The organism is Methyloceanibacter sp. (assembly GCF_049590335.1).
In the GTDB taxonomy this organism is placed as follows: Bacteria; Pseudomonadota; Alphaproteobacteria; order Rhizobiales; family Methyloligellaceae; genus Methyloceanibacter.
Genome location: NZ_JBAWCQ010000085.1, coordinates 1 through 21,293, shown reverse-complemented (window position 1 = coordinate 21,293; position 21,293 = coordinate 1). Strand labels below are relative to the sequence as shown.

Here is a 21,293-nt window from a genome sequence, read left to right as displayed (position 1 = left end):
GATGCCGATGACGAAGACAGTGCTGATTGTCGAGGACAACGAGCTCAACATGAAGCTCTTCCACGATCTTCTCGATGCACATGGCTATCAGACACTTCAAACCCGCAACGGCGTCGAAGCGCTGGAGTTGGCGCGTGAGCACCGTCCCGATCTCATTCTCATGGATATTCAGCTGCCCGAAGTATCGGGCCTCGAAGTCACGAAGTGGCTGAAAGAGGACGATCAGCTGAGAGACATTCCCGTCGTTGCCGTGACGGCTTTCGCCATGAAGGGCGATGAAGAGCGAATTCGAGAAGGGGGCTGCGAGGCCTATATCTCCAAGCCGATCTCCGTGATGATGTTTCTCGATACAGTGAAGCAATTCATTGGTGAGGCGCGTTAGAGGCTATGACGGCGCGGGTCCTCATCGTCGACGACATGCTGGCCAATTTGAAGCTGCTCGAAGCGCGGCTCGTGGCTGAGTATTTTGAGGTCCGGACTGCAAACAACGGCGCCGCCGCGCTTGAGCTCTGCGAGTGGGACCTGCCGGACGTGATTTTGCTGGACGTCATGATGCCGGGCATGGACGGGTTCGAGGTTTGCCGGCGGCTCAAGTCGGATGTCCGGACGCAGCATATTCCCGTCGTGATGGTCACGGCGCTTGATAGTCAGAACGATTTGCTCAAAGGCCTCGAGGCTGGCGCAGACGATTTTCTGACAAAGCCTGTCGATGAGTTGGCCCTGATCACCCGCGTCAAGAATCTCGCGCGGCTCAAGCTTCTGACGGACGAAATGTTCATGAGGGCGTCGACCGAGGAACAGATGGGCTTTGCCGCCGTGATGGACGGGGAGGTTGTCGGGACGGGACGCAGCGGACGGGTTCTCTTGGTCGAAGACCGGGAGGCTCCCGCGTTACGCATGATTGAGGCGTTGAAGACCGACAACGATGTCGTGCATCTGACGGATACGGCCCGGGCGCTGCTTGGCGCGCCGGACGGGAACTACGATCTTCTGATCGTTAGCCTGAATTTGGAGAACGCCGACGGGCTGCGGTTGTGCTCACAGCTGCGCTCAATCGACCGAACGCGGCACCTGCCGATTATGATCGTGGTGGAGCCTGATGAGGAAGAGCGGTTGCATCGCGGACTCGATATGGGCGTCAACGATTACATCGTGCGTCCCGTCAGCACGAGTGAACTGCGCGCGCGGGTGCGCACCCAGGTGAAGCGGAAACGCTACACGGACTTCCTTCGCTCGCGGCTGGAGCAGACCGTGGAGATGGCGGTGCTCGATCCACTCACGGCGCTTCACAACCGGCGCTATCTGAGCAGTCACCTGGTCACGCTTTTCGAAGAGTCAGCCGATCGCGGCCGTGCTCTATCTGTCCTGCTGATCGATGTCGATCACTTCAAGGCGATTAACGACACGTACGGACATGATGCTGGCGATGACGTCCTGCGGGAGCTGGCTTTGAGGCTTCGGCGCAATATCCGGGGCATCGACCTTGCTTGCCGGCTCGGCGGCGAGGAATTCGTGGTGGTGTTGCCGGACACGAGGCCCGATAGCGCCTATCTGGTCGGCGAGCGTCTCCGGCAATCTATCGCCGCCGCACCGTTTGTCGTGGGCGGGCGCAACCGGCCGGTCAATGTCACCGCCAGTATGGGGGTGGCCGCCCTCGAGTACGATAACGACACGCCCGACCTCATCTTGAAGCGCGCGGACCAGGCGCTCTACTGCGCCAAGCGCGATGGGCGCAATCGTGTCATCTCCTACGCCGCCTAGGGCGTTTAGCACTGCGGCGCTCTGCCTTCGACCGGCAGCGAATCACTTAGGTGGGACTCAAAATGGCCGCGCAGGCCGTCGGGGGGTGCATTTTGCCCCTAATTCGAACGTGACTCCTTGTCTTAGGGTTGGAGCTTAACTCTTTACACTACCGGAGATTTTATCGTATTAATCAACTGCTAACGATTGATTTGGTTCCTGTTACCTTAGTTATTATGCTTTGAGTTAGTTCCAAATGCGATTGGTGGAAGGTGACTGAGGAATAAGTACACAAGGCGGGCGCGCCTCCGTGGCACTTTGTTTCGTTCTTCCACCAGTGAACAGCCCTGCGGAATGCTTAGGTCCGCCGCATCTCCTGCGTCCGTGGGGTTTGGCCGGTCGGGGCGTGGTAGAGTGGCCTCCTCGTTAGAGCCGCGTGTCGACCGGCCACCTTACATGGCGAATTGTCTCAGTTGACGGGCAGAAGAGCCCAACAATTTGTTGGAATTGGACTCTGTACGCTACCCACCGAGTGCGGCCCTTACGCGTGCACGGCTTTAAGATCCGTGAGCCTTCGCCTTCGAAATTGGGGCCGGAGCGCAGCCGCCCCGTAGGGAAGGCTACTTGATCTTAGATTCCTTGAACTCGACATGCTTGCGCACAACGGGATCGTATTTCTTGAAGACCATTTTTTCGGTCTGATTGCGCGGGTTCTTCTTGGTTACATAGAAGAAGCCGGTACCGGCGGTGCTCAGCAGCTTGATCTTTTGGGTGACGGGCTTCGCCATTGTCGTCCTCGGATAAAAACTGTCGGGATTTTGCGCAGGACCCTCAGGTCCGCGTCAAGTTGCGGCAAACCTAATGTTTCGCGGGCGGAAGTCAAGCTGAGCTGAGTTCTATGCCGAAGGCGGCGCCAGCCGGTCCCCGACCTCTTCCTTATGGTCGGGATCGAACCCGTGCATCAGGAGTGCCCATTGCAGCGAAACCAGGAAACCCTTGATGGGCGCGAGGACCGCGAGCGCCAGCAGGATCGTCAGAGGCAGCCAGATCGCCGCGTGGAGCCAAAGTGGCGGCCGGTAGGCCATTTCGACGGTCAGCACCAGGCTGACGATCACGTGGCCGATAATGACGATCGTGAAATAGGCCGGCGCGTCGTCGGCGCGATGATGGTGCAACGCTTCTCCGCACTCGGAGCAGTGATCGGCGACTTTCAGATAACGCGTAAAGAGCGAACCGACGCCGCAGGCTGGGCACTTCATCAGGGCGCCCCGCAGAAGTGACTGATGCAAGGGGCGCTCGCCCGTCGACCGGCCGGCGTGCTCTGACATATCCTGCGTTCCTCTCACTCTGGAGGGGCGATTTGCCCTGTTTATCGGCGTTTTCTGGGCCGTCTGCTTCGAGATGGCCCTCGGCTTCCGGATTTCCCTCGACCGCGGAGTTTGCTCCGATCCGGGAGACGGGACCGACCCCCAGACGTAGCGATCTTGCGGCCCTCGCTCAACATGTCAAATCGTAGCGCCCCGGCGGTCGGGATCGCTTCGACCAAGCGGACCTCGACAGGATCGCCGAGCCGGTAGGCCAGCCCCGTGTCTTCTCCCACAAGGGCTTGGTGCACCTCGTCATGGTAGAAATACTCATGGCCGATCGCGGAGGCGGGCACGAAGCCGTCGGCGCCCGTTTCGGCTAGGCGTACGAACAGGCCGGAGCGCACCAGCCCCGAGACCTTCGCCGGAAACTCGGCGCCGATACGGTCCGCCAGGTAGGTTGCGATGAGCCGGTCCACCGTATCGCGTTCGGCCGCCATTGCGCGCCGCTCCGTATCCGAAATGGCGTCCGAGGTCTCCTCCAGCGCATCGATCTCCTTGTCGGTCAGGCCGCCTTCGCCAAGGCCGAAGGCGCGGATAAGTGCGCGGTGCACGATCAGATCGGCATAGCGGCGGATCGGGGAGGTGAAATGGGCGTAGCGGAGCAAGTTCAAGCCGAAATGGCCAAGATTGCGTGGGTTGTACTCTGCTTGGCTCTGGCTCCGCAGGACGACCTCGGCCACGAGTTCGGCATTGGGCGATTGGCTCGTGTCGGCAAGGATGCGATTGAACTGCGCGGGCTTGAGCGTGCCGGCCTTCGAAATCTTCATGTCGATCGTGGCCAGGAACTCGCCGAGCGCCACAATCTTTTCCTTCGAGGGGGCGTCGTGAATGCGGTAGACCAGCGGCGACCGCTTGGATTCGAGCGTTTCCGCGGCGGCCACATTCGCCTGGATCATGAGCTCTTCGATCAGCCGGTGGGCATCGAGGCGCGGCGGCGTCGCGATGCCCCGGACGCGGCCTTTGCCGTCGAGCAGGATCTTGCGTTCGGGCAGGTCGAGTTCCAGCGGTCCGCGTGCCTTGCGTGCCTTGTTGAGGCTCGCATAGGCGCCCCATAGCGGGCGCAGCACAGTGTCGAGCAGCGGGGCCGTCGCCTCGTCGGTGCTGCCGTCGATGGCCGCTTGGGCCTGTTCGTAGGAAAGGCTCGCCGCCGATCGCATCAGCCCACGGAAGAAACGTTGGCTCTTCTTGTGGCCGTGCTTGTCGAAGACCATGCGGACGGCAAGGCAAGGCCGTGGCTCACCCTCCTTCAGCGAGCACAGCTCGTTCGAAATACGCTCCGGCAGCATGGGGACGACGCGGTCGGGGAAGTAAACCGAGTTGCCGCGCTTGCGCGCTTCCCTATCCAGAGCGCGACCCGGCGTGACGTAGTGCGCCACGTCTGCAATAGCGACGATGACGGCCCAGCCGCCCTCGTTGTCAGGATCGGTATCCGGCTCGGCGAACACCGCGTCGTCATGGTCGCGGGCGTCCACGGGATCGATGGTGATGAGCGGGGTGTTGCGGAGATCGAAGCGGGCGCCAAGCTCGACACTTTTCGCGGCCTCGGCCTCGGCAATCACGTCTGGCGGGAAGACGTCGGGGATACCGTGGGCATGAAGGGCGATCAGGCTGATGGACTGCTGGGCTTCCGGGTTCCCGAGGCGCGCGACAATACGGGCCGTAGGAACGCCGTAGCGGGCCGAGCGGGCGATTTCGAAGCGCACCAGTTCCCCGTCTTCAGCGTCATCTGTGGAGCCTTGCGGCACCGTCCATTCCTTCAGCTGCTTCTTGTCGATGGGATCGATGACACCGCGCCCGTCCGAGATGGCCCGGAAGATGCCGAGCAGGCTGCGCGAGGTAGTGCGCGGCAGCTTCTTGATGGTCCGCGCATGATAGGGGTAGTCGGCGTCCCCATCTTGGGCGATGATCCGGGCCAGGACACGATCGCCGATGCCAGGAGTCGGCGCGAGGTTGCCCCGGCTTTCGACCATCAGGATTTTGGGCATTGGTCCGGCCTCGTCGTCCCAGGTGGCCGGACGCGCGACGAACTCGCCGTCCTCGTCGCGGGTGTGAACCTCGAGCACGGTAACCGACGGCAGGAGTCCGGGGCGCATGAGCCTGCGGCGCGAACCGGCCAGCAGACCTTCTTCGGTCATCTCGCGTAAGAGCGATTTCAGGGCGATCCGTTCTGCGCCCTTGATGCCGAACGCCCGCGCGATTTCGCGCTTACCGGCCTTGGCCGACGTGGTCTCCAGAAACTCGAAGATTTCTTTCTTGGAGGGCAGGCTGGCCCTTGCCGCGACCCTTTTGCTGGGCGGCGCCTTGCCGCCTTTGGCGGCCTTCCTTTTCTTAGGCGACTTCGCTTTCGCAGGGTTTTTCGTCTTGGCCTTGCCAGCGGAAACAGTTTTTTTGGGCGGGGCAGTCTTCTTCGATGTGGCCACGTTTGCCGCTTAGCTGGCCGCCTCGTCGGCGGCCTCCTCAGACGGGGCGCTCTTTCGCGCAGACTTCTTTGCGGAGCTCCTCTTTGCCGGATTCTTTTTTGCTGTTGTTTTCTTGGCCGCAGTTTTCTTCGTCGCAGTCTTCTTGGCGGCGGCTTTCTTCGCGGGCTTCTTCTTCTTGGCAGGGCCCGTTGTGGCACGCGCGGCAATCAGCGCCACGGCTTCGTCCATGGTGAGGTCTTCGGGCGCGCGATCTCTCGGGATGGTAGCGTTGATCTTCTCGTGTCTGACATAGGGACCGTAGCGCCCATTCAACACCTGAATCTTGCCGCCGCCTTCGGGGTGTTCGCCAAGTTCCTTGATGACGCTGGCGCCGCGCTGGGCTCCTTTTGTGGCCTTCTCGGCCAGGAGCGCGATCGCGCGGTTGGCTCCCACCTCGAAGACTTCTTCGGGCGTCGACAGGCTCGCATATTTGCCGTCGCACTGGACGTAGGGGCCGAACCGGCCATAGCCGGCCATGATCGGCTTCCCGGATTCGGGATGGACCCCGACTTCGCGGGGGAGCGACAGCAGCAATAGCGCCCGTTGCAGATCCATCGCGTCCGGATCCGTTCCCTTCGGGATCGAGGCCCGCTTTGGTTTCTCGCCGCCCTCGGCATCGCCGAGCTGAATATAGGGGCCAAACCGTCCCGTGCGTATGCTGACCTCCAGTTCCGTTTCGGGATCGAGCCCCAAGACCTTGCCGTCGGCGAACGCTGCTTTCTCTCCGGACTCGGCGAGCTGGCGTGTGTAGCGGCACTCCGGATAGTTGGAGCAGCCGACGAAGGCGCCGAACTTGCCGACCTTCAGGCTGAGCTGGCCTTCCTTGCAGGAGGGGCAGGCGCGGGGGCTGCTGTCGCCGTTGTCGGGAAAGATGTGCGGCCCCAGCAGATCGTTCAGTGCGTCGAGAACCTGGGTAATCCGTAGATCGCCGATCTCGTTCACTGCACCGATGAAGTCGCGCCAGAATTCACGCAGCACGTCCTTCCAGGCAAGCGAGCCGGCGGAAATGAGATCGAGCTTCTCTTCCAGGTCGGCGGTGAAGTCGTACTCTACGTAGCGCTGGAAGAAGCTTTCGAGGAAAGCGGTGACAAGCCGGCCCTTGTCTTCGGGGAAGAGCCGCTTCTTATCGATGCGCACATACTCGCGCTCGCGCAACACGTTCAGCGTCGCCGCGTAAGTGGACGGTCGGCCGATGCCAAGCTCTTCCATCTTCTTGATGAGGGTCGCTTCTGAGTAGCGGGGCAGCGGCTCGGTGAAATGCTGCTTGGCTTCCACGGCACGCGGATCGAGGCTCTCGCCTTGGGAGAGCGCTGGCAGCGAACCGTCCTCGCCGACCGCGTCGTCAACGCCTTCCTCGTAGATCTTCAGGAACCCGTCGAAGCGGATGACCGAGCCTGTGGCACGGACCCGGTAGGGTTTTCCGTCGGAGCCTGCGACATCGATATCCACCGTCGTGCGTTCGATTTCAGCGCTGGCAGCCTGGCTTGCGAGCGTGCGCTGCCAGATTAGCTTGTAGAGTTTCAACGCTTCAGGTTGGAGATAACGGGCGACCTTGTCGGGGGCCTTGCTGAAGTCGGTGGGCCGGATGGCTTCATGCGCTTCCTGCGCATTCTTCGCCTTCGTCGAGTATTGGCGCGGCGAGGGCGGCACGTAGCGTGACCCGTAGAGGCCGCTCACCAGCGAACGGACCGACGAGACCGCCTCGGGAACGATCTGCACGCCATCGGTTCTCATATAGGTGATGAGGCCTTCCGTCGTGCCGCCGAGGTCCATGCCTTCGTAGAGCCGCTGGGCGACCTGCATGGTCTGGCGTGGGCTGAAGCCGAGCTTGCGCGAGGCTTCTTGCTGGAGCGTGGATGTAGTGAACGGGGCGGCGGGGTTTCGCTTTTGGGCCTTACTTTCAACCTTGCCGACCGTGTAGCGGCCACCCTCGAGCGCGGTCTTCAAGGCCCCGGCCGTGTCCGCATCCGGGACGTCGAACTTTCCGAGCTTCTGCCCGTCCGCCGAGACGAGGCGCGCATCCACGGTCTCTTTCTGGGTCGTCGCCAGCGTGGTGATGATCGACCAGTACTCCTGGGGCACGAATTTCTCGATCTCCAGCTCGCGCTCGCAGACGAGCCGCAGAGCGACGGACTGAACACGCCCTGCGGACCGGGCGCCCGGAAGCTTTCGCCACAGGACAGGGGAGAGCGTGAAGCCCACCAGATAGTCGAGGGCGCGTCGGGCGAGATAGGCGTTGACCAGCGGCTCGTCGATCCCGCGGGGGTTTTGCATCGCGTCGCGGATCGCATCCTTGGTCACCGCGTTGAAGACGACGCGCTCGACGGGAATCTTGCTGAGGAGCTTCTTCCGCTCAAGCACCTGAAGCACGTGCCAGGAAATAGCCTCGCCTTCGCGGTCCGGGTCTGTCGCGAGAATGAGTTTGTCGGCGCCTTTGACCGCCTGGGCGATTTCGTTGAGCCGTTTTGCCGACTTGGGATCGACATCCCAATGCATTTCGAAGTCGTTGTCGGGCAGAACGGAGCCGTTCTTCGACGGCAGATCGCGCACGTGCCCATAAGAGGCCAGCACCAGGTACTCGGAGCCGAGATACTTGTTGATGGTCTTGGCCTTGGCCGGCGATTCGACGATAACGATGTTCATTGAGATGTTCCTAGCCGCGCGAGCGGCGCACAGCCAAGGGAGAAATTTCGAAAGCGGCCCCCAAACTCGAGGCGAAAATGGTGACTTGATCCGCCGCTGTCAAATTCGGACCGAGATCGATTGCAATTATAACATGCATTAATTGCCGCTATGCAAGCAGAGAGGGAAAAATGAGACTCTGTCGGACGCGGGGCCGTGGCCGCCAATGTTCTGGAAATTTGGATATGGCTGCGCTCACAAAAAGTGGCGGATCGAAACGAAATGGCGGTGCCAAGTCGCGCTCTGCAGGGGCAAAAGAGCCAAGCGCCTCGACGGAAGGTGGCTCACGCAAAAACGCCTCACGCTAGGAAGTGGCCGACCATATCGGGTCTATGCTCGAGACCATGCGGCGGCTCGCGCATCAAAAAGATATGTCCTTGCTTTATTTTTTGATCGGGGCCGCGGTGGAAGAGGCAAACGCCGAAAAGGCCAGTCGGGCCTGATCCGGATCACGGTTCGGACCCGACTCACGGCTCGACCAGAGACACGAGCTGGCGCGGATGGCGTTGCAGGCGTCCCGCGAGATCGAGCTCCGGCAAGATGATGTGGACCTTGCGCGTCTCGACCCCTGTACAGCGAAGGATCTCGTCGATATCGATCAGACTTGGCCCAAGGGCTTCCAGGACTCGGCCGCGTTCGCTTTGGACAATTTCCGGAGGCGGGCGGGGGATCTCCTGGTCTTCGCTTGAGGAAAGATCCATCTGGGTTCCGCCGGCGGACCTGCCGGGGATGGGGGCGAGAGCATCAACGATGTCGCCCGCCTCCGCGCCGCCGGTCTGATTGACAAGCGCCCGGGAGGTCGCTCGGCAGACATTCTCGTTGCGCAGCCAGGCGAGACGTTGAGAGTCGCTGAGACGCCGTCCCGTTTCGAGCTTTTTGTTTGCTCCCGCCAATGCGCGATTCCTCACCCCGTCGCAGCCGGCCGATGTTCTCAGCATGACGAAGGTAGAGGAGCATGGTCATCAAGCCAAACAGGATGGCAATCGGCCACCGTCCAAGAACGGCCAGTCCGAGCACGGTGGTCGCGCTCGCGGTAAGCGCGGCCAGCGAGGAATAGCGCGTCAGCACCGCCACGAGCAGCCAGACGAGGCAGAAGCCGATGGCAGCAGGCCAGTAAAGGCCAAGCGCGATACCGATATAAGTGGCGACGCCCTTGCCGCCGCGAAATCCGAGCCAGAGCGGAAAGAGATGGCCGAGAAAGGCGCCGAGGCCGCCGGCGAGCGCCGCGTAGGGGCCGAACAGTCCGCCGATCAGGACGGCGGCCGTTCCTTTGAGAAGGTCGAGGCCGAGCGTCAGGGCAGCGAGCGCCTTGTTCCCGGTGCGCAGGACGTTAGTTGCGCCGATATTGCCGGAGCCGATCTGCCGGATGTCCCCGAGCCGCGCGAGTTTCGTCAGAAGCAGCCCGAAGGGAATCGATCCCAGGAGATAGCCGGTCACGAAGCTCACCAAGCAAAAGCCGAGCATGATTGGCGTGACGGCGGTCCAGCCCTCAGACGGCGGCATTCTTCCTCCCTCTCAGCCTTTTCGGGGCTGTATGGGTCAACCGTAGTGATAGACTGGGTGCCCGGCAACGAATGTCACCAGCGCGCGTCCCTCGAACCGGGTTTCGTCGAACGGCGTGTTCTTGGACTTGGAGCGGAGATCCTCGTGCGCGACGGTCCAGGGTATTTCCAAGTCGATCAAGACAAGATCCGCGGGCGCGCCTTTGACGAGCCGTCCCCCGGCGAGCCCTAGGAGTTCCGCGGGCCGCGCCGAGAGCGCGTTCAAGAGCCGGTGCAGCGTGATCTCGCCGTTGTGAAAAAGGCGCAAGCCCGCCCCCAGCATCGTCTCGAGTCCCACCGCGCCATCATTGGCCTCGGCGAAGGGGCGGCGTTTGCCTTCCGCTCCGCGTGGATCGTGCGCGGAAACGATCACGTCGATATCGCCGCTCGCAACCCCTTCGACCATCGCTTGCCGATCGTTTTCGGACCGCAGCGGCGGTATCATTTTAAAAAACGTGCGGTAGGGGCCGATATCGTTTTCGTTCAAGGTCAGATGATTGATGCTAACGCCGCAGGTGACGGGCAGGCCGCGCGCCTTCGCAGATCGGATGACGTCGAGGGAGGCGCGGCAGGAAATCTGCGCCGCGTGATATCGGCCGCCAGTCAGTTCTACGAGGCGGATGTCCCGGTCGAGAATCATCGTTTCGGCTTCCGTCGGGATTCCAAGCAAGCCCAGCCGCGTCGCCACTTCGCCTTCGTTCATGACGCCGTCTCCGGCGAGGTTCGCATCTTCCGGGTGATGGACGATCAGCGCGCCGTAATCCTTCGCATAGGAAAGAACGTTCCGCATCAGCTTGGCATTGGCGACGCTCAGCTTGCCATTGGTGAAGGCGATGGCGCCCGCATCCTGCAACAGGCCGAGCTCGGCCATGTCTTCGCCCTTCAGCTCGCGGGTCATGGCGGCCATGGGATGGACGTGCACCAGGGCCGTGTCGCGGGCGCGCCGCCGCACGAAATCCACCAGGGCCACGTCGTCGATCACGGGATCGGTGTTCGGCATGCAGCAAATGGTGGTGACGCCACCGGCCGCCGCGGCGCGGCTCGCGGTGGCCAGGGTCTCGCGATGCTCGTGTCCCGGCTCACCGCAGAAGACCATCATGTCGATGAGGCCGGGCGCCACCGTGCGCCCGCCGCAGTCGAGCGACTCTGCGCCCTTGATGGAGCCTTCGGTGATGTGCATGCCAAGATCGGCAATCGTGCCGTTGGCGACTAAGAGGCCGCCAAATGCATCTAGGCCCGAGGCGGGATCGATCAGCCGCGCATTGACCAGCGCAAGGGGCTTGCGATGGGGGCGAGAGGCGGCTTCGGGTTCGTGTTCTGTGTCCATCACAGTCATTCGTTCGGAAGGTGGCGCGCCAAAGCTTGCAGCACCGCCATGCGCACGGCGACGCCCATCTCGACCTGTTCGCGGATCACGCTGCGCGGGCTGTCCGCGATGAGGGCGTCGATCTCGACGCCGCGGTTCATGGGCCCCGGATGCATCACGATGGCGTCTTCCCGGGCGTTCGCCAGTTTTTCGGCGTCGAGCCCGTAGAAGTGAAAATACTCCCGCTGGCTCGGGATCAGGCTGGAAGCCATGCGCTCGCGCTGCAGCCGCAGCATCATCACCACATCCGCGTCCTTCAAGCCGTTATGCATGGAGGTGAACGCTTCGACGCCGAGCCGATCCACGTCTGCGCCGAGGAGGGTCGAGGGTGCCACCACCCGGACGCGGGCGCCGAGCGTGTTCAGCGACAGAATGTTCGAGCGGGCGACGCGCGAGTGCATGATGTCGCCGCAGATCGCGACGGTGAGGCCTTCGAAGCGTTCCTTGTGCCGGCGGATGGTCAGTGCATCGAGCAGGGCCTGGGTGGGGTGCTCGTGGCTCCCATCGCCAGCGTTGATCACGGAACAATCGACTTTTTGCGACAGGAGTTCGACAGCGCCCGCCGCGTGATGGCGCACCACGAGCAGATCGGGGCGCATGGCGTTGAGCGTGACCGCGGTGTCGATCAGGGTCTCGCCCTTCTTGATGGACGAGGTCGGGATCGACATGTTCATAACGTCGGCGCCGAGGCGCTTTCCCGCCAGCTCGAACGAGCTTTGCGTGCGGGTCGAGGCTTCAAAGAAAAGGTTTATGAGCGTGCGGCCGCGCAGATCGCTACTCTTCTTGTCGACCCTACGGCTCTGCGCCGCCGCTTCCTCGGACAAGTCCAGCAACGACAGGATCTCGTCCCGCTTCAGACCTTCGATTCCAAGAAGGTGTCGATGCGGGAAAGACGGGGTAGGGGCTTCAGCCACGATGCTCATTGAAGTGCACTGTATAGGCTCCGGCCGTCAAAGCTTCAAGCGTCCACTCGATCCATCTAGTTGAGACAACGAGTTGCCGAAACCCGCGGCGCGGGATGAGAACAAGGGTCGCCGAATCAAAAGAGTGGCTCAACCAGGTCATTTGGATTCTTCGTTGTCCCTATCAGTTCTTTTTCACCAAGGCCGCCGCGGCTTCGGCTCTTTTTTTCTCGTCTCTTCGTTCTTGGGATTGAGGCGCAGGGACTCGCCATAGTGGCGGCACAATCCGTCTATCGCCGCAGCGGCTCTTCCGTCTGAGGGCTTGTCAAGACGGGTACAATCCCAAATAGTTTAGGACTAAGCGAATCGTTCGTTGGCCGGCGCCTGCAATCCACGTGAGCGACGGCCTCGCAGAGCTTGGTCCGTCCTAGACAATTTTGCTGTCAGGCAGCCGGCAGTTTGGGACAATCGGGAGCGCAACACTCATGATGAGCTTGCCCTTTGTTCTGTTTGCGTGCGCGATCGGGGCGGCTTGGCTGCGTCAGCGCGGCATGTCCGTGGGGTTCTGGCTGGTCGGCCTTGTCACAATGCTGATCCTATTCCGCATCCACGTTACCGAAGTGTTGAACATCCAACTCTGAGGAGTGGTCCTTGTCAGCTGAGCTTTCCAGGTTGCTGAATGCCCTCGGGCTGATCGCGATCGGCGCGGTTCTTACGATGGCGTTTATCGACCAGGTTTGGTTCGGCGAGTTGCCGTGCCCGTTATGTATTCTGCAACGTGCGGGTCTGATCGCCGCCGGTTGCGGCATTGCGCTCAACATTGTGTTCGGTCCTAAGCCGAGCCATTATGGACTGACGATCATTGGCGCAATCGCGAGCGCAGGCATTTCGATACGTCAGATCTTGCTGCATATCGTCCCCGGGACCGGCTTTTACGGTCCCGACGTATGGGGCCTTCACCTTTACACCTGGGCGTTTCTCTTCGCGGTCGCCATCGTGCTCGGCAGCGCGCTCATGTTGCTCGGCGACCGGCAATTCTCGCAGGTACAGTTGATCTCAGGTCGCCTGAAAGCGCTGCCATTCATTGCGCTTATTCTGTTCTTCGTCCTGACGATCGCCAATATCTTCTCGACGCTTGCGTTGTGCGGTACGGGGCTTTGCCCCGAGAACCCGGTCGACTATGAACTCTTCCATATGAACGATTGAGGCCGGCACGGGGGCTCAGCTAAACGTCCTCATCCGGTCTAGCGCGCCTTGCAGGATGTAGGCGGCGGCCATGCGGTCGATTACCTCGGCCCGGCGCTTTCGCGAAGCATCGGCCTCGATGAGGTGACGCTCGACCGCCGCAGTCGAGAGTCGTTCGTCCCAAAAGGCCATGGGCAGATCCAGGTGCGGTGCGAGATTCCGGGCGAAGGCCCGTGTGGCTTGGGCCCTCGGCCCTTCCGAGCCGTCGAGATTGAGCGGCAGCCCGATCACAAGCCCGCCGACGCCCTCCTTGGCGGCGATGGCGGCGACGGTCTTTGCGTCGGCGGTGAATTTCGTTCGGCGTACCGTTTCGTAGGGCGTTGCGATAACGCGCGTGACGTCCGAGAGCGCAAGGCCGATGGTCTTAGTCCCCAGGTCAAACCCAAGAAGACGTGCTCCAGGCTGTAGCTTCGACGGTAACTCTTCGATAGGAAAGGGCGGTGCCATAGTCACTGAGTCGCGCGAGGGGTGAGATGATGAATATTACGTGGTTCGGCCATTCTTGTTTTCGCGTTGAGTTCGGCGCAAGCCGCATACTGATCGATCCGTTTCTCACCGGCAATCCCACCTTCGAGAAGGCGGGCATTCCCGAAAGCGATGTGATCGACGGGATCACTCATGTGGCCCTGACCCATGGACATGAGGATCACGTCGGCGACACGGTGCGGATTTGCAAGGAAACCGGAACGACGCTGATCGCCGTGCACGAGCTTGCGACCTATCTCGCCAGCCATGGCGTCGAAAAGACGGACCCCGGGAACACGGGTGGCGTGGTGCCGCACGAGGAGTTCGAGCTGACCTTCGTCCCGGCGCTTCATTCGTCCTCCAATATGGTGGACGGGAGGCCGGTCTATCTCGGCGACCCGTGCGGGATCGTGATCGCGGCCAATGGCGGCAAGACGCTCTACCACATGGGGGACACGGACGTTTTTTCCGACATGGCGCTCATCAACGAGCTCCACGAGCCGCAAATCGGCATCGTGCCCATCGGCGACCGCTACACGATGGGCGCCAAGGCCGCGGCGCTGGCCTGCAAGCGTTTCTTCGACTTCGACACGATCATTCCCTGCCACTACGGGACTTTTCCGGTCATCGACCAGACGCCCGAGAAGTTCGCGGCGGCGATGGGGAACCACGAGATCGTAGTTCCGGAAGTCGGCGTTCTCTTCGACGCCTAGGATTTCAGCGTTTTCCGGGAGTTGGCCAGGTTGCCGCTCCGCCGGGGCGGTGCTACAGGGGGTGCCCCGGTTTCAACCGTCCTCCCGACCATCGCGCCTTAAAACCGTCCGTCAAACCAAGCTCAAACCACCGTCAAATCCATGTCCGTCGACCGTGCCACCGTCTATCGTATCGCCCGCCTCGCCCGCATCGCCATTACCGATGAGGAGGCCGAGCGGCTGGAATCTGAGCTTTCCGGCATTCTCGATTGGGTGGCGCAGCTGGACGAACTCGACACGGCCGATGTGGTGCCCATGACCCGGGTGGAGGCCATGACCATGAAGATGCGCAAGGACGAAGTGACCGACGGCTTTTGTGCCACCGATATCGTCAAAAATGCGCCCCAAGAGGACGACCATTATTTCGTCGTTCCGAAAATCGTCGAGTAACCCATCGTGACGAATCTCACAGACCTGACCATCGCCGATGCTCGTAAGGGCCTTGCCGCCAAGTCGTTTTCGGTGGTTGAGCTGACGGAAGCCCATCTTGCGGCGATCAAGGCGGCCAATCGCGCGCTCAATGCCTATGTGCTCGAGACGCCGGAGCGCGCGCTCGACATGGCCAAAGCCAGCGATGCGCGCATCGCCAAGGGCGAGGCGGGGGCCCTTGAGGGTATTCCGCTCGGCATCAAGGATCTGTTCTGCACCAAGGATGTGCGCACCACCGCATGTTCCCACATCCTTGATCGCTTCACCCCACCTTACGAGTCGACCGTCACCGCCAATCTCTGGGCTGCGGGCGCGGTCATGCTCGGCAAGCTCAACAACGACGAATTCGCGATGGGTTCGTCCAACGAGACGAGCTTCTACGGCGACGTGGTCAATCCCTGGCGGCGCGAGGGTTCCGATGCCCCACTGGTGCCAGGCGGCTCCTCGGGAGGATCGTCCGCGGCTGTCGCCGCGCGTCTCTGCCTTGGCGCCACGGCCACCGATACGGGCGGGTCGATCCGGCAGCCGGCGGCCTTCACCGGGACCGTCGGTTTGAAGCCGACTTACGGGCGCTGTTCGCGTTGGGGCATCGTCGCCTTCGCCTCGTCCCTGGATCAGGCGGGCCCGGTCACGCGCAGCGTGCGGGATTCGGCCATCATGCTTGGCGCCATGGCCAGCCACGACCCGAAGGACGCGACCAGTGCCGATCTACCCGTGCCCGACTTTGAAGCGGCGGTCGGCCAGGACGTGAAGGGACTGACCATCGGCATTCCGAAGGAATACCGGGTCGAGGGCATGGCGCCTGAAATCGAGGCGCTGTGGCAGCAGGGCATCGTCTGGCTGACGGAGCGCGGCGCGACAGTCAAAGACATCAGCCTGCCGCATACGAAATATGCCTTGCCGTCCTACTACATTGTTGCGCCCGCGGAGGCATCCTCCAATCTCGCCCGCTATGACGGCGTCCGTTATGGTTTGCGAGAGCCGGGCAAGGACGTGCTCTCCATGTATGAGAATACGCGCGAGTCCGGGTTCGGCGCCGAGGTAAAGCGGCGCGTCCTCATCGGAACGTATGTGCTTTCGGCCGGCTATTACGATGCATACTATCTGAAGGCGCAGAAGGTCCGCACGCTGATCAAGCGTGACTTCGATCAGGCCTTCGAGGGCGTGGATGCGATTCTGACGCCGACAACGCCCGCGCCGGCTTTCGCCGCCGGCGAGAAATCCGGCGATCCACTTGAGATGTATCTGAACGACATCTTCACGGTGACGGTGAACATGGCGGGGCTTCCGGGCATTTCAGTGCCCGCAGGCCTGTCGTTGGAAGGTACGCCCTTGGGGCTTCAGGTGATTGGGCGCGCCTTCGACGAAGAGACGCTGTTTCGCGTTGGTCATGCGATCGAGGATGCGGCGGGGTTCATGGCCAAGCCGCAGGACTGGTGGAGCAAGGCATGAGCCGGGTCCTGATCTCTTCCGGCAGTCCGTTCGAGCACATTGTCGGCTTCTCGCGTGCGGGTGCGTGTCGGCAATTCGATCGCGGTCGCTGGAACGACTGCGGCATCGAGCGGCAAACCGGTCGCGATCGGCGATGCGGCGGTGCAGGCGCGCGCGACGCCGGAAACGATCTCGGAAGCGCTCGGGAAGGCGGGCGCAAGTCTGAACGACGTTGTCCGCACACGCGTCTATCTTACCGACATCGCCGATTTCGAGGCGGTGGGCCGCGTGCACGGAGAATTCTTTGGTGAACTTCGCCCGGCCAACACGACTTTGCAGATTGCGGGTCTTCCAGACCCCGATTGGCTCGTCGAGACCGAGGCCGACGCCGTGATAGTTGGCACGGCCGAATAGGAGAGGGACATGGCGACACGTGCGGCACAGAATTGCCAGACCATGGACGAGGTTCGGATCGAGATTGATCGTGTCGACGAGCAGATGGTCGATCTGATCTGCGAGCGTTTCGCTTATGTGGACCGGGCTTGGCAGTTGAAGAATGCTCCTGCGGACGCGACCGTGCCGTGGCGTATCCAGCAGGTCATCGACAAGGTGCGGGCGAGGGCCGAGAAAAACGAGCTGCCACCCGAACTTGTCGAGGCGCTTTGGCGTCAAATGATTGGCTGGTTCATCCAGTATGAGGAAGAGAATCTCCGGAGCACGGAGCCAAAAGAGTAACGGTTCCTGCAAGGTCAGTAAGATGGACGCCAAATCGGAAAAGTCGAATTTGATCGCGGGCGAGACCGGCGATTGGGAGATCGTGATCGGCCTGGAGGTGCACGCCCAGGTCACGTCCAATGCCAAGCTGTTCTCGGGTGCATCAACCGAGTTCGGCGGCGATCCCAATTCGCATGTCAGTCTTGTCGACGCGGCGATGCCAGGCATGCTGCCCGTCATCAACGAGACCTGCGTGGCCCAGGCCGTGCGTACGGGCCTCGGGCTGAAGGCGGGCATCAATCTCTACTCCGTCTTCGACCGGAAGAACTACTTCTATCCGGACCTGCCACAGGGCTATCAGATCAGCCAGTACAAGAACCCGATCGTGGGCGAGGGCGAGGTCATTGTCGATCTCCTCAGCGGCGAGCGCGTCATCGTGGGCATCGAGCGGTTGCACCTGGAGCAGGACGCCGGCAAGAGCCTCCACGATCAGCACCCGCAGAATTCCTATGTCGATCTCAATCGCTCGGGCGTGGCGCTGATGGAAATCGTGTCGCGGCCCGATTTGCGGTCATCGGAACAGGCTAGAGCCTACGTATCGAAGCTGCGCACGATCTTGCGCTATCTCGGGACTTGCGACGGCAATATGGAGCAGGGTTCCTTACGCGCGGATGTGAACGTTTCGGTCCGCCGGCCCGGCGACGAACTCGGGACGCGCTGCGAAATCAAGAACGTCAACTCGATCCGCTTTATCGGCCAGGCCATAGAGTACGAAGCGCGCCGTCAGATCGAGATCGTCGAGGACGGCGGGACGATTGATCAGGAGACGCGCTTGTTCGACGCCAAGACCGGCAAGACGCGCTCCATGCGGTCCAAGGAAGAGGCGCATGACTATCGCTACTTCCCGGACCCCGACTTGCTGCCGCTCGAACTGACACAAGCGTTTGTCGACGATATCGCCGCAAGCCTGCCTGAGCTTCCGGACGAGAAGCGGGCGCGCTTCATCGCCGACTATGGGCTGACACCATACGACGCCGACGTGCTCGTGTCGGAGCGGGAGAGCGTGGACTATTTCGAGGACGTAGCGAAGGGCCGCGATGCCAAGCAGGCCGCGAACTGGGTCATCAATGAGTTGTTCGGGCGCCTGAACAAAGAAGGTCTCACCATCAATGACAGCCCCATCTCGTCGGCGCAGCTCGGCGGTATCGTCGACCTCATCAAGGCCGGCACCATCTCGGGCAAGATCGCCAAGGATGTCTTCGACATCGTCTGGACCGAAGGCGGTGACCCGGCCGAGATCGTGGAAACGCGCGGCATGAAGCAGGTCACCGATACGGGCGCCATCGAAAAGGCTATCGACGAGGTCATGGCTGCGAACCCCGACAAGGTAGAGCAGGCCAAGGAGAAGCCGGCGTTAGCCGGTTGGTTCGTCGGCCAGGTGATGAAGGCGACCGGCGGCAAGGCCAGCCCGCGAGCGGTCAACGCCTTGCTCAAGTCGAAGCTCGGCCTCGACTAGTGCGAAACGGGTCGCCGACAACATGACCGATGTCTCCCGCACCCATGTCATCCGTGTGCACGATTATGGCGGCCCGGATGCTCTCAAATGGGAGGAGGCTGAAATCGGCGATCCGGGCCCGGGCGAGGTCCGCATCAAACAGACGGCTGTCGGCTTGAACTTCATCGACACTTATATGCGGTCGGGCCTCTACCCGCAGGACGAACTACCATTCATTCCAGGTACCGAAGGCGCAGGTGTCGTGACGGCACTTGGCGCGAGCGTCCGCAGCCTCAAGGTGGGGCGCCGCGTGGCCTATGCCGGCCATATGGGAAGCTATGCCGAAGAGCGGCTTATCGCGGCGGACCGCGTGGTCCGCATTCCGGACGAGGTGAGCGATGAAACCGCCGCGGCCGTGATGCTGAAGGGCATGACGGCGCAATACCTCCTGCGTCAGATCTATAAAGTCGCCCCCAAGACGACGCTGTTGTTCCACGCCGCCGCCGGCGGGGTCGGCATGATCGCCTGTCAGTGGGCGGCGTCCCTCGGCGCGACTGTGATCGGCACGGTGGGGTCTGCCGGCAAAGCGCTGATCGCACGTTCCCATGGCTGCACCCATGTCATCAACTATCTGGAAGAAGACTTCGTCGAGAAGGTCAATGAGTATACTGACGGCGAAGGTGTCGATGTGGTCTACGATTCTGTCGGCAAGGACACGTTTCCGCGCTCGCTCGATTGCCTGAAGCGCCGGGGCCTATGGGTCAGCTTCGGTCAGTCTTCGGGACCGTGTCCCGAATTTCGCATCAACCTCCTTGCGCAGAAAGGCTCGCTCATCGCCACACGACCGGTGCTGTGGGACTTCATCGCCACGCGCAAGGATCTCGTTTCGACGGCGAACGATCTCTTCGCCCTGCTGGCGAAAAGCGCGGTCAAGGTGTCGGTGAACCAGACCTTCGCGCTGAAGGATGCAGCCGAGGCGCACCGCGCCATGGAAGGCCGTCAGACCACGGGCTCGTCCGTCCTCATTCCATAGCGCAGCGCAAATCTTTTTTTGCTCCTTGTTGGTCGTGGTTATCGCGGCGTGAGCGCGGATGGTCAAAGAAGTCTTGCTAAACGCCGTTCTTAATCTTTACCCCGCTGATTTGCGTCATGCGTAAAGCAAACTTACCAAGCGATTCAGATTTGGTGAGCTTGCGTTAAGCACGTCGATTCAGACGTTCTTCAAAGACCTCGCCGATGATCATCCTCGTTGAATACAACACCGCGCATCAAACTTCTTTCGAGGGGAGAGCCAGATACGCGGCGCTTCTAAAGAGCCTAAAACGGGGGACGTCATGGCACGAATGGAACTTGGAACAGTCTTGGGCTGCCAGTTTGAGCCTGCGGTTCAGGCCGGTGGAGCGGATGCGCTCTTCGAGCTTGGAATGCTGTACGCGACGGGGCGCGACGTCGATGTCGATCTCGTCACCGCGCATAAATGGTTCAATCTGTCGGCGGCGCGGGGCAACATTTCGGCACGGGACTATCGGGTGGAACTGGCCGGGGAAATGACCTCGGATCAGGTCTCCGAGGCGCAACGCCAAGCGCGCGAGTGGCTGCAGACCCATTAGGGTTGGATATCGAGGAGGTGCGGTCTGCCACGGCGCACTTGAGGGCGGGATGCCTGCGAAAGCGGGTGTGCCGCCTTACTCGTTTTTGCCGCACTCCCGGAAGAGCGACACCATGCAATCCCAGCTGCGGTGCGCGAAATTCTTTTGCGGGGGCGGCGCGGCCTGAGCCGCGGGAGGCCGCGCTGCCGGAGGATTTGGAGCGGCACGAGGACTTGGAGCTGCCTGAGGGGGGCGTGCCTGAAGGATTGTCGCGTCGCCGCCGCCAAGACCGATCACCGCACCTGAATCCTGCAAGCCACGCTTCGATGCGTCATAGGCGCGGCCGCCCAACTCGAACAGGGACTTGGGCTGGTCGCGCCGCTTGTCCTCAAAGGCCTGATTGTCCCGCTCCACGCGCTCGTTCAGCTGGCGCAGGCGTGGGTCGTTCGCGGGCAAGCCGGGACCCTCATAGTTGTAGACTTTGACCACCCCTTTGCAGCCCGGGTTCTTTTTCGCAGCGCAGGACGCGTGGCCGCCGTCCTTGGTGGTTTTCACCACGCAGTAGAGTTTGAACGCATCGCTTTGGCTGACGCCGCTGCCCTGTAGGCGGCAGCGATATGAGGCATTAGGGTTTTTGCAGGTAACGCAGTATTCGACACTGCCGGCCTGCGCGGAAGGAATTGCGGCAAAGTGAGCCGCGGCACTAAGCACGCCGAAGCATGCCGCCACACGCCAAGGCCATCCGAATCGGATGCCGCCGCTCATGCGTTCAATCCTCCCGAGGATTCTTTGTCTGAACCTAGCATATTGTGGGAAAGATCAATACGAGGGGCTGGTGCGCCTGGCGCCGCACACATCCGAGGCTGGAAACCGCCTTTGCGCGTGTTGACCGAGTCTAAGGAGAGCAGTAAGGCTTGCGTCCAGCGGAGACGTGGCCGAGAGGCTGAAGGCGGCGGTTTGCTAAACCGTTATACAGTGTAAAGCTGTATCGGGGGTTCGAATCCCCCCGTCTCCGCCAGGCCTGGCCTCGATCTTCCGACGTCCCCGGGAAGGCGTAGGCGCTCTGCAATCCTACGATCCACACGAACAACCATCAATTGGTCTGGGACGATACCA

Annotated in this window: 21 protein-coding genes, 1 tRNA gene and 2 pseudogenes; 14 read left to right on the top strand and 10 right to left on the bottom strand. The window is 61.7% G+C overall.

The window, feature by feature from the left end; genetic code table 11:
• Positions 1-7: 7 nt before the first annotated feature.
• Together WBQ77_RS06750 and WBQ77_RS06745 are read left to right on the top strand one after the other, a co-directional pair.
• Positions 8-382 (top strand): response regulator, encoded by a 375-nt coding sequence (locus WBQ77_RS06750; protein ID WP_424044548.1) that lies wholly within the window; start codon positions 8-10, stop codon positions 380-382.
• A 5-nt stretch (positions 383-387) separates the two neighbouring features.
• Entirely contained in the window at positions 388-1,761 is a 1,374-nt protein-coding gene (locus WBQ77_RS06745; RefSeq protein ID WP_424044513.1) for a PleD family two-component system response regulator, read from the top strand.
• 599 nt (positions 1,762-2,360) lie between these two features.
• On the opposite strand, the gene rpmG is transcribed toward WBQ77_RS06745, so the two are convergent.
• The 8 genes and pseudogenes from rpmG to WBQ77_RS06705 all read right to left on the bottom strand — a co-directional run bounded on the left by rpmG (position 2,361) and on the right by WBQ77_RS06705 (position 12,078).
• Positions 2,361-2,528 (bottom strand): 50S ribosomal protein L33, encoded by a 168-nt coding sequence (rpmG, locus tag WBQ77_RS06740; protein WP_424044515.1) that lies wholly within the window; start codon positions 2,526-2,528, stop codon positions 2,361-2,363.
• Positions 2,529-2,636: 108 nt separating this feature from the next.
• On the bottom strand, positions 2,637-3,068 hold the full coding sequence (locus WBQ77_RS06735; protein ID WP_424044516.1) for a DUF983 domain-containing protein: 432 nt from the start codon (positions 3,066-3,068) through the stop codon (positions 2,637-2,639).
• Between the two features lie 41 nt (positions 3,069-3,109).
• A complete protein-coding gene (gene rnr, locus WBQ77_RS06730; RefSeq protein ID WP_424044518.1) occupies positions 3,110-5,527 on the bottom strand; it encodes a ribonuclease R in 2,418 nt (805 codons plus the stop codon).
• Positions 5,528-5,536: 9 nt separating this feature from the next.
• Positions 5,537-8,209 (bottom strand): type I DNA topoisomerase, encoded by a 2,673-nt coding sequence (topA, locus tag WBQ77_RS06725; RefSeq protein ID WP_424059483.1) that lies wholly within the window; start codon positions 8,207-8,209, stop codon positions 5,537-5,539.
• A gap of 506 nt (positions 8,210-8,715) precedes the next feature.
• Entirely contained in the window at positions 8,716-8,949 is a 234-nt protein-coding gene (locus tag WBQ77_RS06720; RefSeq protein WP_424044521.1) for a hypothetical protein, read from the bottom strand.
• 187 nt (positions 8,950-9,136) lie between these two features.
• A pseudogene (gene plsY, locus WBQ77_RS06715) lies at positions 9,137-9,751 on the bottom strand (glycerol-3-phosphate 1-O-acyltransferase PlsY); the annotation flags it as partial.
• Positions 9,752-9,787: 36 nt separating this feature from the next.
• Positions 9,788-11,116 (bottom strand): dihydroorotase, encoded by a 1,329-nt coding sequence (locus WBQ77_RS06710; protein WP_424059481.1) that lies wholly within the window; start codon positions 11,114-11,116, stop codon positions 9,788-9,790.
• Positions 11,117-11,121: 5 nt separating this feature from the next.
• Complete coding sequence (locus WBQ77_RS06705) at positions 11,122-12,078, bottom strand: aspartate carbamoyltransferase catalytic subunit (RefSeq protein ID WP_424059479.1); 957 nt, start codon at positions 12,076-12,078, stop codon at positions 11,122-11,124.
• A gap of 464 nt (positions 12,079-12,542) precedes the next feature.
• Here WBQ77_RS06705 and WBQ77_RS06700 point away from each other — a divergent pair, with 464 nt between their 5' ends.
• Both WBQ77_RS06700 and WBQ77_RS06695 read left to right on the top strand, forming a co-directional pair.
• Positions 12,543-12,698 (top strand): DUF5993 family protein, encoded by a 156-nt coding sequence (locus WBQ77_RS06700; protein ID WP_424044526.1) that lies wholly within the window; start codon positions 12,543-12,545, stop codon positions 12,696-12,698.
• 10 nt (positions 12,699-12,708) lie between these two features.
• On the top strand, positions 12,709-13,263 hold the full coding sequence (locus tag WBQ77_RS06695) for a disulfide bond formation protein B (protein ID WP_424044528.1): 555 nt from the start codon (positions 12,709-12,711) through the stop codon (positions 13,261-13,263).
• Positions 13,264-13,278: 15 nt separating this feature from the next.
• On the opposite strand, the gene ruvX is transcribed toward WBQ77_RS06695, so the two are convergent.
• On the bottom strand, positions 13,279-13,731 hold the full coding sequence (ruvX, locus tag WBQ77_RS06690) for a Holliday junction resolvase RuvX (RefSeq protein WP_424044550.1): 453 nt from the start codon (positions 13,729-13,731) through the stop codon (positions 13,279-13,281).
• Here ruvX and WBQ77_RS06685 point away from each other — a divergent pair.
• From WBQ77_RS06685 to WBQ77_RS06645, 9 genes and pseudogenes are all read left to right on the top strand, one after another.
• Positions 13,727-13,774, top strand: a pseudogene (locus tag WBQ77_RS06685) (hypothetical protein); the annotation flags it as partial. The gene ruvX and the pseudogene WBQ77_RS06685 sit on opposite strands and share 5 nt — an antisense overlap.
• 4 nt (positions 13,775-13,778) lie before the next feature.
• Positions 13,779-14,480, top strand: coding sequence for a metal-dependent hydrolase (locus WBQ77_RS06680; RefSeq protein WP_424059494.1), 702 nt, complete (start codon positions 13,779-13,781; stop codon positions 14,478-14,480).
• A gap of 141 nt (positions 14,481-14,621) precedes the next feature.
• On the top strand, positions 14,622-14,909 hold the full coding sequence (gene gatC / locus WBQ77_RS06675) for an Asp-tRNA(Asn)/Glu-tRNA(Gln) amidotransferase subunit GatC (RefSeq protein WP_424059477.1): 288 nt from the start codon (positions 14,622-14,624) through the stop codon (positions 14,907-14,909).
• Positions 14,910-14,915: 6 nt separating this feature from the next.
• Complete coding sequence (gene gatA / locus WBQ77_RS06670; protein WP_424059475.1) at positions 14,916-16,400, top strand: Asp-tRNA(Asn)/Glu-tRNA(Gln) amidotransferase subunit GatA; 1,485 nt, start codon at positions 14,916-14,918, stop codon at positions 16,398-16,400.
• Between the two features lie 39 nt (positions 16,401-16,439).
• A complete protein-coding gene (locus WBQ77_RS06665; protein WP_424059473.1) occupies positions 16,440-16,793 on the top strand; it encodes a Rid family hydrolase in 354 nt (117 codons plus the stop codon).
• A gap of 9 nt (positions 16,794-16,802) precedes the next feature.
• Complete coding sequence (locus WBQ77_RS06660; protein WP_424044535.1) at positions 16,803-17,114, top strand: chorismate mutase; 312 nt, start codon at positions 16,803-16,805, stop codon at positions 17,112-17,114.
• 22 nt (positions 17,115-17,136) lie between these two features.
• On the top strand, positions 17,137-18,609 hold the full coding sequence (gene gatB / locus WBQ77_RS06655; protein ID WP_424044537.1) for an Asp-tRNA(Asn)/Glu-tRNA(Gln) amidotransferase subunit GatB: 1,473 nt from the start codon (positions 17,137-17,139) through the stop codon (positions 18,607-18,609).
• A gap of 22 nt (positions 18,610-18,631) precedes the next feature.
• Entirely contained in the window at positions 18,632-19,621 is a 990-nt protein-coding gene (locus WBQ77_RS06650) for a quinone oxidoreductase family protein (protein WP_424044539.1), read from the top strand.
• Positions 19,622-19,931: 310 nt separating this feature from the next.
• Positions 19,932-20,198 (top strand): hypothetical protein, encoded by a 267-nt coding sequence (locus WBQ77_RS06645; protein WP_424059471.1) that lies wholly within the window; start codon positions 19,932-19,934, stop codon positions 20,196-20,198.
• 75 nt (positions 20,199-20,273) lie between these two features.
• Here WBQ77_RS06645 and WBQ77_RS06640 read toward each other — a convergent pair whose 3' ends face one another.
• Positions 20,274-20,942: a hypothetical protein gene (locus tag WBQ77_RS06640; protein ID WP_424044542.1), complete on the bottom strand. Its 669-nt coding sequence runs from the start codon at positions 20,940-20,942 to the stop codon at positions 20,274-20,276.
• Positions 20,943-21,102: 160 nt separating this feature from the next.
• Between WBQ77_RS06640 and WBQ77_RS06635 the strand changes: the two genes are divergently transcribed.
• Positions 21,103-21,195 (top strand) — tRNA-Ser (locus WBQ77_RS06635).
• The last annotated feature ends 98 nt before the right edge of the window (positions 21,196-21,293 follow it).

Excerpts from the sequence above, each read along its gene's own strand:
- gatC (WP_424059477.1), top strand. The coding sequence starts at position 14,622 with ATGTCCGTCGACCGTGCCACCGTCTATCGTATCGCCCGCCTCGCCCGC.
- WBQ77_RS06705 (WP_424059479.1), bottom strand. The coding sequence starts at position 12,078 with ATGAGCATCGTGGCTGAAGCCCCTACCCCGTCTTTCCCGCATCGACAC.
- WBQ77_RS06650 (WP_424044539.1), top strand. The coding sequence starts at position 18,632 with ATGACCGATGTCTCCCGCACCCATGTCATCCGTGTGCACGATTATGGC.
- WBQ77_RS06660 (WP_424044535.1), top strand. The coding sequence starts at position 16,803 with ATGGCGACACGTGCGGCACAGAATTGCCAGACCATGGACGAGGTTCGG.
- WBQ77_RS06735 (WP_424044516.1), bottom strand. The coding sequence starts at position 3,068 with ATGTCAGAGCACGCCGGCCGGTCGACGGGCGAGCGCCCCTTGCATCAG.
- WBQ77_RS06745 (WP_424044513.1), top strand. The coding sequence starts at position 388 with ATGACGGCGCGGGTCCTCATCGTCGACGACATGCTGGCCAATTTGAAG.
- topA (WP_424059483.1), bottom strand. The coding sequence starts at position 8,209 with ATGAACATCGTTATCGTCGAATCGCCGGCCAAGGCCAAGACCATCAAC.
- WBQ77_RS06720 (WP_424044521.1), bottom strand. The coding sequence starts at position 8,949 with ATGGATCTTTCCTCAAGCGAAGACCAGGAGATCCCCCGCCCGCCTCCG.
- WBQ77_RS06640 (WP_424044542.1), bottom strand. The coding sequence starts at position 20,942 with ATGAGCGGCGGCATCCGATTCGGATGGCCTTGGCGTGTGGCGGCATGC.
- WBQ77_RS06680 (WP_424059494.1), top strand. The coding sequence starts at position 13,779 with ATGAATATTACGTGGTTCGGCCATTCTTGTTTTCGCGTTGAGTTCGGC.
- WBQ77_RS06750 (WP_424044548.1), top strand. The coding sequence starts at position 8 with ATGACGAAGACAGTGCTGATTGTCGAGGACAACGAGCTCAACATGAAG.
- rpmG (WP_424044515.1), bottom strand. The coding sequence starts at position 2,528 with ATGGCGAAGCCCGTCACCCAAAAGATCAAGCTGCTGAGCACCGCCGGT.
- gatB (WP_424044537.1), top strand. The coding sequence starts at position 17,137 with ATGGACGCCAAATCGGAAAAGTCGAATTTGATCGCGGGCGAGACCGGC.
- WBQ77_RS06710 (WP_424059481.1), bottom strand. The coding sequence starts at position 11,116 with ATGGACACAGAACACGAACCCGAAGCCGCCTCTCGCCCCCATCGCAAG.
- WBQ77_RS06700 (WP_424044526.1), top strand. The coding sequence starts at position 12,543 with ATGATGAGCTTGCCCTTTGTTCTGTTTGCGTGCGCGATCGGGGCGGCT.
- WBQ77_RS06645 (WP_424059471.1), top strand. The coding sequence starts at position 19,932 with ATGGAACTTGGAACAGTCTTGGGCTGCCAGTTTGAGCCTGCGGTTCAG.